Below are 12,209 nucleotides of genomic sequence, written 5' to 3' on the forward strand. Positions count from 1 at the left end.
AGGGTTTGAAACCGGGGCAGAGCGGGCGGCCGGCGGCCTCTCTCCTGCTCAGCGGCACACTCTTCCGTGTCCCGTTGCACCTTCGTTCGTGCTCGGCGGCCTCCGGGGCCGGCCGATGTCACCGGTAGTCGTCCTCGTCGATGGAGACGACGCGTGCCTGCTCGATCAGATCGGCCTCGTTCGCCCGGTCCTGGTCCTCGCCGGTCAGCGGGTCGTCGCGGTCGCGCCGGACATCGGCGTGCTGCTCGGCCGCGTCCGCCGACGGGGCCTCGACGTCGAACTCCTCGGACTCGTCGGTGTCGTCGTCCACGAACGTGTCGGGGTCGGTCGGATCGACGGCCATGGCGGGCTCCCTTCCTAGAACGTCCCCGAGGGGACGACGTCCCTGGATGAGGCAGGGGTCCACATCCGGGTGCCCTGCGTACGAGCCTAGGAGACACCCGTTCCGGACGCTATGCGATGCGCGGCGGATCCGCGGGCGATTCGGAAGAGCCCCGGGTGACTTCGGTCCGGGGGGTGCTCAGGTCCGGTTCCCGGCCGATTTCTGCCATGTACGTGTCGACTTGTGACGGCGAACACATGAACCACTGCGTGATCGTCTCGTAACATTGCCGCATGTCTTCGACCGAGTTCCCGTCCGCGCCGGCCGCCAGCGCGCTCCCCAAGGTGGCGACCGTCCGGGTCGCGGAGGGTGAGCGGCTGCGATCGGTCGGACTGCCGGGGATCACGCTGACGGTACGGGCGAGACCGCCCGTGCGCGAGGGGCTGGCGCCCGCGCTCTACGTCCATGGACTCGGCGGTTCCTCGCAGAACTGGTCGGCGCTGATGCATCAGCTGGAGGGCGACGTCGACTGCGAGGCCGTCGACCTGCCGGGCTTCGGCGACTCGCCACCACCGGACGACGGCGACTACTCGATCACCGCGCACGCACGCGCGGTGATCCGCTATCTCGACGCCTCCGACCGCGGCCCGGTGCACCTCTTCGGCAACTCGCTCGGCGGCGCCGTCACCACACGCGTCGCCGCCGTGCGTCCCGACCTCATCCGTACGCTCACGCTCGTGTCGCCCGCGCTGCCGGAGATCCGCGTCCAGCGCACCGCCGTGCCCACCGGTCTGCTCGCGGTGCCCGGAGTGACCGCGCTCTTCACCCGCCTCACCCGGGGGTGGACGGCCGAGCAGCGGGTCCGCGGCGTGATGCACCTCTGCTACGGCGACCCCCGGCGGGCGACGCCGGAAGCATTCCGCAACGCGGTCGAGGAGATGGAGCGCCGGCTCCAGCTGCCGTACTTCTGGGACGCGATGACGCGTTCCGCGCGCGGGCTCGTCAACGCCTACACACTCGGCGGCCAGCATGCGCTGTGGCGCCAGGCCGAGCGAGTGCTCGCGCCGACGCTGCTCATCTACGGCGGCCGGGACCAGCTCGTGGGTCACCGCATGAGCGAGAAGGCCGCGCGCAGCTTCCGCGACTCCCGCCTGCTGAGCCTGCCGGATGCCGGGCACGTGGCGATGATGGAGTACCCGGAGGTCGTCGCTCACGCGTTCCGCGAACTCCTCGTGGAGACGGGGCAGTCGGCCGCCCCGGGCTCGCGCGGGGAGGCCGCCGATGCCGGCGGGGTCGCAGCCGAGAGCGCGGGGAGCTGAGGCGGGACGTGGGACGTCACAGCCGCCGCGGGCCGGCCGCCAAACGCGACACAACGGACACAGCTGCACGACAGGGCACTCGGGGAGCGCAGCCGGAGACGGGGGCGGGGCAGCGGGGGGCGTCCGTGCCGGTTCCGGGTCAGCGCGGGGCGTCCGTGCCGGGCGCGGGGCCCGTTCGGGTTCCGGGAGCACGGCAGGGAGGCGCGCCCGTACGGCAGGGGATGCCGGGGGCGGCGCCCGGGGGGCAGGGCTTCCCCGACGGGACGCCGGCGCGTGGAGTCCCGCTGCTGCCGGACGGCACTCCCGCGCACGGCTTCCCGAGGCTGCCGGACGGCACTCCCGTTCACGGGACCCCGAGGCTTCCCGACGGCACGCCCGCGCACGGCTTTCCCAGGTTCCCCGACGGCACCCCGGCCCACGAGGAGTTCGCGGAACGCGTGAGCGACGACCTCCGGGTACTCCATCATCGCGGGAGTGCCGTCCGGCAGCAGCGGGACTCCACGCGCCGGCGTCCCCCTGCCGCGCCCCCGGCAGGCACCGGGGTCCGAAGGGCTCCGGCAGGACTACGTCAATGCCTTCGACGAGGACGTCGACGTCTTCGCACCCCGGACGACCGAGAGCGCGCACGCCTCCGACCCGTACGCCTCCGTCGCCGACCGGTACACCAGGACCGGTACCGACGTCGACGACGACGCCCCGCCGACCGGCGTGCCCGTACCGGCGCAGGGTGGCAAGGGGCGGGCCTTCACCGGCATCGCCGCGGCCGCCGTCGTCACCGTGCTGGCGGTCGTCGTCGCCGGTCAGGTCGTCAAGGGGCGGGACGACGGCGACACACAGTCGCAGTCCGCCACCGACCAGGCGCGGGACGCCCGGGACCCGGCCTCGCGCGGGGACGGGCGGCCGACGCCGTCCGACGCGCCGGGCGCGGCCCCGCTGACGTACGCCCAGAAGATGGCCGTGACCTACCCGCTCGGCGCGACCCTCAAGGGGTCGGGGAAGTTCGACGCGGTCAAGGGGGTCGACAAGGCGCCGGGCAAGGGGCAGAAGTTCACCTATCGCGTGGACGTGGAGCAGGGGCTCGGGCTGGACGGCGAGCTCTTCGCCGCGGCCGTGCAGAAGACCCTCAACGACGACCGGAGCTGGGCCCACAACGGCGCGCGCACCTTCGAGCGCATATACACCGGCAAGCCCGACTTCGTGATCACGCTGGCCAGCCCCGGCACCACGGCCGACTGGTGCGCCAAGTCCGGACTCGACACCGCCGAGGACAACGTGTCGTGCGACTCGGCCGCCACCGAGCGCGTGATGATCAACGCCTACCGGTGGGCGCAGGGGTCCGAGACGTACGGCGACCGCATATACGAGTACCGGCAGATGCTGATCAATCACGAGGTCGGTCACCGGCTCGGCTTCGGCCATGTCACCTGCGACAAGGACGGCGAGCTCGCCCCGGTCATGCAGCAGCAGACCAAGTTCCTCGACCACGACGGGATCCACTGCCGCGCCAACGCCTGGGCGTATCCCGGGAGTTGACGGGTGACTCCTACGTCACATTGACATGTGCAGCGAGATCATCCATATTTCTGTACATGTCGACCCGTCACGCCTCCTCTTGCGCCGCCATCGAGCTGGCGCTCATCGGCGTGACCGCTTTGTGCGTGGCCGACATTCACTGTCGCTGACGCCCGCCCTCAGGCGTTCGCGTCGCGATCTCTTCTCCCTTTCGTGAATCGGTCCCGTGACCGGTCACGGCCTTCGACGACCTGGCGCCGGGGCAGACGTCTGCTCATCTTCGTCTCACTCCGCGTCATTCCGTCTCGCACTTCGAGATCCGCTGTGGATCCGATACACCCCGTGCGGGACCGGATGCGAGATCCATCAATCCGAGAGGTCGTCTCCGATGCGTCAACCGTCCGTCATAGCGCGCCGCGTGGCCGCGGCATCCGTCAGCCTGGTCGTGGCAGCGGGCGCCGTCGCCTGCGGGCCTGAGGACAACGATGCCAAGGGTGCCGGCGGCGACTCCACGCCCCACAAGGGCGGCACGCTCACGGTCCTGAACTCCAACCCGCAGCAGGACTTCGACCCCGCCCGCCTCTACACCTCCGGCGGCGGCAACGTCCCCTCCCTCGTCTTCCGCACCCTCACCACCCGCAACCGCGAGAACGGCGAGGCCGGCGCCGAGGTCGTCCCCGACCTCGCCACCGACACCGGGCGCCCGAACAAGGACGCCACGGTGTGGACGTACACCCTCAAGGAGGGCCTGAAGTACGAGGACGGCACGGCGATCACCTCGGCCGACATCAAGTACGGCATCGAGCGCTCCTTCGCGCCCGAACTGTCCGGCGGCGCCCCCTACTTGCGGGACTGGCTGGTCGGCGCGGCCGACTACCAGGGGCCGTACAAGGACAAGAAGGGCCTGTCGGCGATCGAGACGCCGAACGCGCGGACGATCGTCTTCCATCTGAACAAGCCCGAGGGCGAGTTCCCCTACCTCGCCACGCAGACCCAGTTCACGCCCGTGCCGAAGGCCAAGGACACCGGCACGAAGTACGAGCAGCACCCGGTCTCGTCGGGGCCGTACAAGGTCGTGACGAACGAGAACGACGGTGAGCGGCTCGTCCTGGAGCGCAACACGCACTGGTCCGCGTCGACGGACGCCGAGCGCAAGGCCTACCCCGACAAGGTCGACGTACGGTCCGGACTCGACTCGTCCGTGATCAACCAGCGGCTGTCGGCGTCCCAGGGCGCGGACGGCGCGGCGGTCACCACGGACACCAACCTCGGGCCGGCCGAGCTCGCGAAGGTGACCGGCGACAAGGAACTCGCCGCTCGCGTGGGCACCGGGCACTTCGGCTACACCAACTACATCGCGTTCAACCCGACGATCAAGCCGTTCGACAACCCCAAGGTGCGCCAGGCGATCTCGTACGCCATCGACCGCTCTTCCGTGGTCAACGCCGCCGGCGGCTCCGCGCTGGCCGAGAGCGCCACCACCTTCCTGCCGGACCAGAAGTCCTTCGGTTACACGCCCTACGACCACTTCCCGGCGGGGAAGGCCGGTGACCCCGCCAAGGCCAAGGAGCTGCTGAAGGAGGCCGGCCACGCGAACGGGCTCACCGTCACCCTGACCCACTCCAACGCCAAGGACTTCGAGACCAGCCCCGAGATCGCGACCGCGATCCAGGACGCGCTGAAGAAGGCCGGCGTCACCGTCAAGCTCCAGGGTCTTGAGGAGAACGACTACTCCGACAAGATCCACAGCGTGAAGACCGAGCCCGGCTTCTTCCTCGCGCACTGGGGTGCCGACTGGCCCTCCGGCGGTCCCTTCCTCGCCCCGATCTTCGACGGCCGGCAGATCGTCAAGGACGGCGCGAACTTCAACACGGGACTGCTCGACGACAAGTCGGTCAACTCCGAGATCGACGCGATCAACAAGCTGACCGATCTGGACGCCGCCGCGAAGCGGTGGGGCGCGCTGGACCAGAAGATCGGTGAGCAGGCGCTGACCGTGCCCCTGTTCCACCCCGTCTACAAGCGGCTCTACGGCAAGGACATCAAGAACGTCGTGATCAGCGACTGGACCGGCGTCCTGGACATCTCCCAGGTCGCGGTCAAGTAGGCGACGGATCCGGTCAAGTCATCATGAGCGAGGCTCTCTTGACCTCCCAGGCCCCCGGGGCGGACACCGCCGCCCCGGGGGCCTCGGGGGCCCGTCAGTTCTGGCGGCGGCTGCGGACGCAGCGCGCCGCCCTCGTCGCGGCGGTCGTCGTCGCGCTGCTCGTCCTGGTCGCGCTCGCCGCACCGCTGCTCACCGCGATCGAGGGCCAGGACCCGACCACGTACCACCCGTCCCTGGTGGACTCCGCGCGCGGGGGCGTGCCCATCGGGTCGTTCGGCGGAGTGAGCGCCGAGCACTGGCTCGGCGTCGAACCGCAGACCGGGCGGGACCTGTTCGCGCGGCTCGTGTACGGCGCGCGCGTGTCGCTCGGTGTCGCGCTCGCGGCGACCGTCGTGCAGCTCCTGCTGGGCGTCGTCATCGGCGTCGCGGCCGGGCTGGGCAGCCGCTGGGTCGACCTCCTCCTGACCCGGATCGCCGACATCTTCGTTGCGATGCCGCTGATGGTCGTCGCGCTCGCCCTGCTCGCCATCGTGCCCACGAGCTTCCCGCGCCCGGTCCTGGTGGCCCTGGTCGTCGGGCTGGTCTCCGGCTGGGCCACGCTCGCCAAGATGGTGCGCGCGCAGACGCTCACCCTCAAGGAGCTCGACTACGTCGCCGCCGCCCGGCTCAGCGGCTGGGGCACGGTCCGGATCGCCCGCCGCGAGCTGCTGCCCGGCCTCGCGGCGCCCGTCATCACGTTCGCGGCGATCCTCGTCCCGACGAACATCACCGTCGAGGCCGCCCTGTCCTTCCTCGGCGTGGGCGTGAAGCCGCCGACGCCCTCCTGGGGACAGATGCTCACCTCCGCGGACGTCTGGTACCAGGCGGCCCCGCAGTACCTGCTGCTGCCCGCCGGCGCGCTGTTCGCGACCGTCCTCGCCCTCACCGTGCTCGGCGACGGCGTGCGCACGGCCCTCGACCCGCGCGCGGCCTCCCGGCTGCGCGTCGGCACGGGCCGCAAGCAGGAGGCCAAGGGGGAGGCGTCGTGACCGGCTTCGGCGGTTTCATACTGCGCCGCGCGGCCGGCGCCGTGGTCACCCTCCTCGCGCTCTCGGTGATCATCTACGTCGTCTTCTACGTCACCCCCGGCAACGTCGCCCAGATCACCTGCGGCCCGCGCTGCTCACCGGCCCAGGTGCAGCAGGTCGCCGAGCAACTGCATCTGAACGACCCGCTGTACGAGCGCTACTGGCACTTCCTGCAGGGCCTGGTCGCCGGTCAGGACTACTCGACCGGCACCTCGGTCCAGCACTGCTCGGCACCCTGCCTCGGGCTGTCGTACCAGAGCGACCAGCAGGTCACGACGCTGATCCTGGCGAAGCTGCCGGTCACGGCGTCGCTCGCGCTCGGCGCCATGGTGCTGTGGCTGGTCATCGGCGTGGGCAGCGGGGTGCTGTCGGTGTGGCGGCGCGGCCGGCTCACCGAGCGGCTGCTGACCACGCTCACCCTCGCGGGCATGTCCACGCCCGTCTTCGTCATCGGACTCGTCCTGATGATCGTCGTCTGCGGACAACTGGAGCTGCTGCCCTTCCCGCAGTACGTCGCCTTCACCGACGACCCCGAACAGTGGGCCTGGAACCTGCTCCTGCCCTGGCTGTCGCTCGCGCTCATCGAGTCCGCCACGTACTCCCGGCTGACCCGCGCCGCCATGCTGGAGACCCTCGCCGAGGACCATGTGCGCACCTTCCGGGCCTACGGCGTCACGGAGCGGGCGATCATCTGGCGGCACGCCCTGCGCGGCGCGGTGGCCCCGCTCATCGCCGTGAACGCCAACAACATCGGCGTCCTGTTCGGCGGCGCCGTACTCACCGAGACGCTGTTCGGGCTGCCCGGCATCGGCCAGGAGCTGGTCGAGGCGGTCAAGGTCGTCGACCTGCCGGTGGTCGTCGGGATGGTGCTGGTGACCGGCTTCTTCGTGGTCCTCGCCAACGCCGTGGCGGACGTGCTGTACGCGGTGGCCGATCGACGGGTGGTACTGACATGAGCGAGGTCGAGAGGGCCGAGAAGGCCGAGAGGGCCGAGAAGGCCGAGAAGGCCGAGAAGGCCGAGGAGATCCCCTCGCAGGGCGGGCGGGGCTCTTCGCACGGGCTCGTCGAAGTGAGCGACCTGACGGTTGAGTTCGGTGAGCTGCGCGCCGTCGACGGGCTCTCCTTCCGGCTGGAGCGGGGCGCGGCCCTCGCCCTCGTCGGCGAGTCCGGCTCGGGCAAGTCCACGGTCGCCTCCGCCCTGCTCGGGCTGCACCGGGGCACGGGCGCGCGGGTCGGCGGTGCCATCGAGGTGGCGGGTGTCGACGTACGGAACGCGTCGGAGGAGGCACTGCGGCGGCTGCGCGGTGGCAAGGCCGCGATGGTGTTCCAGGATCCGCTGTCGTCCCTGGACCCGTACTACGCGATCGGCGACCAGATCGCCGAGGTGTACCGCGTGCACTCGCGTGCCTCGCGGCGAGCGGCACGCGCGCGTGCGGTGGAGGTGCTGGACCGGGTCGGCATCGCGGACGCGCCGCGGCGATCCCGGTCCCGCCCGCACGAGTTCAGCGGCGGTATGCGCCAGCGCGCGCTCATCGCCATGGCGCTGGCCTGCGAGCCCGACCTGCTGATCGCCGACGAGCCGACGACGGCGCTCGATGTGACCGTCCAGGCCCAGATCCTCGACCTCCTGCACACGCTCCGCGAGGACTCCGGCATGGGCCTCCTCCTCGTCACCCACGACGTGGGAGTCGCCGCCGAGAGCGTCGACGAGGTGCTGGTGATGCGGCACGGCCGGGCGGTGGAACACGGGCCGGTCGCCGACGTCCTGGGAGCGCCGACGCAGTCGTACACACGCGACCTGCTGGGCGCGGTCCCGCGCGTGGACGCGCCGCGCGCTGCCCGTGGGGCGTCGCGGGGGTCGGGGCAGGTCGAGGGATCGGCGGAGGTCGAGGGTTCGGCTGTGGTCGAGGGTTCGGCTGTGGTCGGGGACTTGGCTGACGTCGAGGGCCCGGCGGAGGTCGAGGGCTCGGCTGGCGTCGAGGGCGGTGGAGGTCAGGGCGAGAAGGGCCGCGAGGGCGGCGAGGTAGAGGGCGAGCGTGGCCAGGATCAGGGGCTTCGCCGAGGCGGCGAAATCCTTCAGGGCTCGGCTGGCGGAGACTTTGTGGCGGGCCCGTACGGCGAGGAAGTGGGCGCACCGGCCGCCGGGAGCTCCCGTACGGGCCACGGCTCTTCCTGCGACGGAGGGGGCGCGGTGAGGGGCTCGGGCGTGTACGGGTCCTGCGGGTTGTCGTACACCTCGTCGGCGGGCCCCGACTCTACGATTCGCCCGCGCCGCATCACCGCGACCCGGTCGCTGACCATCCACCGCGGCGAGACCCTCGGCATCGTCGGGGAGAGCGGCAGCGGCAAGACGACCCTGGGGCGCATGCTGGTCGGCCTCCTGGAGCCGACGGCGGGGGAGGTCCGCTACGACGGGCACGCGCGCGTGGGCGTGGATCCGGCCGTGCAGATGGTCTTCCAGGACCCGGTCTCCTCCCTCAACCCCCGCCGCAGCGTGGGCGAGTCGATCGCCGACCCGCTCCGCGCGCGGGGAATGCGGGTCCCCCCGCGCGAGCGAAGCCGAGAGCGGGGGAGCGACGAAGGGCGCATCCGGGGGCGCGTGCGGGAGCTGCTGGAGCGCGTGGGGCTCGAAGGCGCGCACTACGACCGCTACCCCCACGAGTTCAGCGGCGGCCAGCGCCAGCGCGTCGGCATCGCTCGGGCGCTCGCCGCCGATCCGCGCGTCATCGTCTGCGACGAGCCCGTCTCCGCACTGGACGTCACCACCCAGGCCCAGGTCGTCGCGCTGCTGGGCGAGTTGCAGCGCGAGCTCGGCCTCGCGCTCGTCTTCGTCGCGCACGACCTGGCCGTGGTACGCCAGGTCAGCGACCGGGTCGCGGTGATGCGGCGCGGGCGAATCGTAGAGTCGGGGCCCGCCGACGAGGTGTACGACAACCCGCAGGACCCGTACACCAAGCAGCTCCTGGCCGCCGTACCCGCGCTCGATCCGCAGATCGCGGCCCAGCGGCGGGCCGCACGGCGGGAGTTGGCCGCGATGTGATCCTCCCGGCCGTTCAGGTGTGACGATCCGTGCGCATTTGAACTCCTAGCGCGACGGAACGCGACCCGCACGGGAAAGTTACGACCGTTCACCCCTTTTGGTGGCGCGATGGACAACCGTCCGTCGCGCCACCGCCTTGTCCGCATACGTTCGTCCCGCTGCGAGCCGCCGGGGGAACGGCGGCTCCCCTTATGGGAGATCGGGGGTGTACTCGTGCGCATCGGACTGATTGCGGAGGGCGGCTATCCGTATGTGAGCGGTGACGCCAGGCTCTGGTGCGACCGGCTCGTCCGCGGGCTCGGCCAGCACGAGTTCGACATCTACGCGTTCAGCCACAGCGAGCGCCAGGAGGACGAGGGCTGGGTCCCGCTGCCGGCGCACGTCAGCCGGGTGCGCACGGCGCCGCTGTGGACGGCCGAGGACGACGGCGTGAGCCACGGCCGCCGCGCCCGCCGACGGTTCGCCGACTGCTACGGCGAGTTGGCGGCCGTGCTCTGCGCGGGCGGCGCCATGGATCCGGCCGAAGCTTCCGAGGGCGCGTCGGCCACTGAGGCGGACCGTTTCGCCAACGCGCTGTACGGGCTTGCCGAACTCGCCCGCGACGAGGGCGGCCTGGTGGGAGCGCTCCGCTCCGAGACCGCCGTACACGCCCTGGAACGCGCCTGCCGGGCCCGGGGTGCCCTGCGCACGGCGCGCGAGGCGCGTGTACCCGATCTGCTGGCCGTCGCCGCGCATTTGGAACGCGCCCTGCGCCCCCTCTCGCTCGACTGGTACGAGGACGACGGCCTGGGCTCGGCCGACCTGTGCCACGCCACCTCCGGCGGTCCCGCGGCCCTGCCCGGTCTGCTCGCGCAGCACTTCTGCGACGTACCGCTGCTGCTGACCGAGTACGGCGTGCGGCTGCGTACGCACTACCTGGCCGCCCCCGACTCCTCGCCGGCCGTGCGGTCCCTGCTCGCCGCCTTCCACGGCAGGCTCGCCGCCGAGACCTACGCGCGGGCCGCCGCCATCACGCCCGGCAACGGTCACGCCCGCCGCTGGCAGGAGCGCTGCGGCGCCGACCGCGAGAAGCTCCGCACCGTCTACCCCGGCATGGACCCCTCCCGATTCGCGGAGGTCGGCGAGAGCCCGCAGTGCGCGGACCCGGACTCGCTGGTGTGGGTCGGCCGCGTCGAACCCACCAAGGACCTGGTGTCGTTGCTGCACGCCTTCGCCGAGGTCCGCAAGGAGGAGCCGAAGACCCGCCTGCGGATCGTCGGCACCCCCTCGGGCTCCGAGGGCGCCGACTACCTCGGCCACTGCAAGGCACTGGCCGCGCAGCTCTTCCCCGACGAGGCGGAGGGCCCGCACCGGGTCGGTGACAACCCGGTCTCCTTCGAGGAGATCGGCGCCCCGGAGACCCCGACCCTGGCCGACGCGTACGCCTCGGGTGCGGTGACCGTCCTGTCCAGCGTCGTCGAGGGCTTCCCCATCGGTCTCGTCGAGGCCATGCTCTGCGGTCGCGCGACGGTGTCCACCGACGTCGGCGCGGTGGTCGAGGTCATCGGCGGCACCGGGCTCGTCGTACCGCCGCGTAATCCGCGGGCGCTCGCGGAGGCCTGCGTTGCGCTGTTGCGCGACCCCGAGCGCCGTGAGCGCCTGGGTGCGGCCGCGCGTGCCCGTGCGCTCGAACTGTTCACCGTCGAGCAGAACATCGCAGCATTTCACGGCATTTACCTGGAGATCGTCTCGCGCACTCCGGTCCGCCGCGTCGTCCTCGACGAGGCCGGTGAACCTCTGCCCTTCGCCGTCCCGGCCGAGGCCCATGTCCCCGGCCGCTGGACCGAGCGAACGCCCGGCCTCGCGGCCCGCGGCGGCCCGCACCGGCCGCCGGGAGCTCCCGTACGGGCCACGGCTCTTCCTGCGACGGAGGGGGCGCGGTGAGGGGCTCGGGCCGTGGCGACGAGCGCGCGGGGAGTGGCCTGGGCGACCCGGGAGGCGTGATGAGCGGCCTTGGTGACGCGGAGGGCGTGATGAGTGGCGTGCGTGACGCGGGAGGCGCTGTGAGCGGCCCGGGCGAGGCCGGCGGCACGATGAGCGGCCCGGGCGAGGCCCGCGGCACGATGAGCGGCCTGGCCGGACTCGATCGCCCCGCCACCCCGACCGGCGCCGGAGCGTGGGACGAACGGTCGGAGGAGTGGCTCACGGCGGACGCGTCCGTACGGCACGACGCGGCCGATTCTCCGTCGGCGTCGGCGTCGGCGTCGGCGTCGGTGTCCACGTCTCCGTCGCCGTCGGCCGGCGAGGACCCGACCGCGGTCCCCCGCCCCACCCGCCGAGGCGGCGCCGACCCGGTCAAGGCCCTGATGCACCGCCACCGCGACCTGTGCGAACGCGCGGTGGATCCGCTGGAGATCGCGGCCGGCCTCGAAGCCCACGGCGTCACCGACCGCACGGCGGCCCGCTTCCTGCACCGGGACGTCTTCTCGCTGGCGGAGGAGATGTACGCCCGGACGTCCCGGGACGCGGAAGCACCCCCGAGCGCCAGGCCCCTCGCCAAGCCCCGCGCACGAGCCGACTGGGTGGTCCTCACGCTCCTCCCCGGAGCACTCTGCGCGGCGGCCGTGATCGGCATGCACCTCACTCACGGCCAGAACCGCCTCATCGCGGCCGCCGTGGGAGCCCTCGCCGTGACCCTCGCCCTGCGCGCAGCCCTGGCCCGAGGTCCCCTGTCCACACAGCACGCCACACCCCCGACGGCCACCCGGATCAGCTGGCTCCTCGCCTACGCCCTCCTCGGCGACGGCCTGCTCCAGACAGCCGCAGCCGGTGGCCCCGACGCCCTCCCCACCGGCGTCGCCGA

The 12,209-nt window shown here is 72.1% G+C and carries 9 protein-coding genes and 1 pseudogene; 9 read left to right on the forward strand and 1 reads right to left on the reverse strand.

The genetic code is table 11. The annotated features are described in order from the left end of the window. Nucleotides 1-118: 118 nt before the first annotated feature. Nucleotides 119-343 (reverse strand): hypothetical protein, encoded by a 225-nt coding sequence (locus EAO75_RS03865; RefSeq protein WP_147993576.1) that lies wholly within the window; start codon nt 341-343, stop codon nt 119-121. 272 nt (nt 344-615) lie between these two features. Between EAO75_RS03865 and EAO75_RS03870 the strand changes: the two genes are divergently transcribed. The 9 genes and pseudogenes from EAO75_RS03870 to EAO75_RS03905 form a co-directional block, all read left to right on the forward strand. Next, nucleotides 616-1,641 (forward strand): alpha/beta fold hydrolase, encoded by a 1,026-nt coding sequence (locus EAO75_RS03870; RefSeq protein WP_147993577.1) that lies wholly within the window; start codon nt 616-618, stop codon nt 1,639-1,641. Nucleotides 1,642-2,115: 474 nt separating this feature from the next. Then, nucleotides 2,116-3,174: a DUF3152 domain-containing protein gene (locus tag EAO75_RS03875; RefSeq protein ID WP_187284296.1), complete on the forward strand. Its 1,059-nt coding sequence runs from the start codon at nt 2,116-2,118 to the stop codon at nt 3,172-3,174. A gap of 56 nt (nt 3,175-3,230) precedes the next feature. Continuing rightward, complete coding sequence (locus EAO75_RS48190) at nt 3,231-3,323, forward strand: Ms4533A family Cys-rich leader peptide (RefSeq protein ID WP_315986987.1); 93 nt, start codon at nt 3,231-3,233, stop codon at nt 3,321-3,323. Between the two features lie 218 nt (nt 3,324-3,541). Continuing rightward, nucleotides 3,542-5,260, forward strand: coding sequence for an ABC transporter substrate-binding protein (locus EAO75_RS03880; RefSeq protein WP_147993579.1), 1,719 nt, complete (start codon nt 3,542-3,544; stop codon nt 5,258-5,260). A gap of 23 nt (nt 5,261-5,283) precedes the next feature. After that, nucleotides 5,284-6,288, forward strand: coding sequence for an ABC transporter permease (locus EAO75_RS03885; protein ID WP_147993580.1), 1,005 nt, complete (start codon nt 5,284-5,286; stop codon nt 6,286-6,288). Beyond that, nucleotides 6,285-7,283, forward strand: coding sequence for an ABC transporter permease (locus EAO75_RS03890; protein WP_147993581.1), 999 nt, complete (start codon nt 6,285-6,287; stop codon nt 7,281-7,283). Before EAO75_RS03885 ends, EAO75_RS03890 begins: the two co-directional genes overlap by 4 nt. 113 nt (nt 7,284-7,396) lie before the next feature. Next, the gene (locus EAO75_RS47005) at nt 7,397-9,367 is read left to right on the forward strand and encodes a dipeptide ABC transporter ATP-binding protein (protein ID WP_147994277.1); all 1,971 of its coding nucleotides are present in this window, start codon (nt 7,397-7,399) and stop codon (nt 9,365-9,367) included. A 213-nt stretch (nt 9,368-9,580) separates the two neighbouring features. Then, nucleotides 9,581-11,290, forward strand: a complete 1,710-nt coding sequence (locus tag EAO75_RS03900) for a DUF3492 domain-containing protein (protein ID WP_261989139.1) — start codon at nt 9,581-9,583, stop codon at nt 11,288-11,290. 59 nt (nt 11,291-11,349) lie between these two features. Beyond that, nucleotides 11,350-12,209: pseudogene (locus EAO75_RS03905) on the forward strand (hypothetical protein); the annotation flags it as partial.

Origin of the sequence: Streptomyces sp. UW30 (genome assembly GCF_008042075.1) — a bacterium.
Classification (GTDB): domain Bacteria; phylum Actinomycetota; class Actinomycetes; order Streptomycetales; family Streptomycetaceae; genus Streptomyces.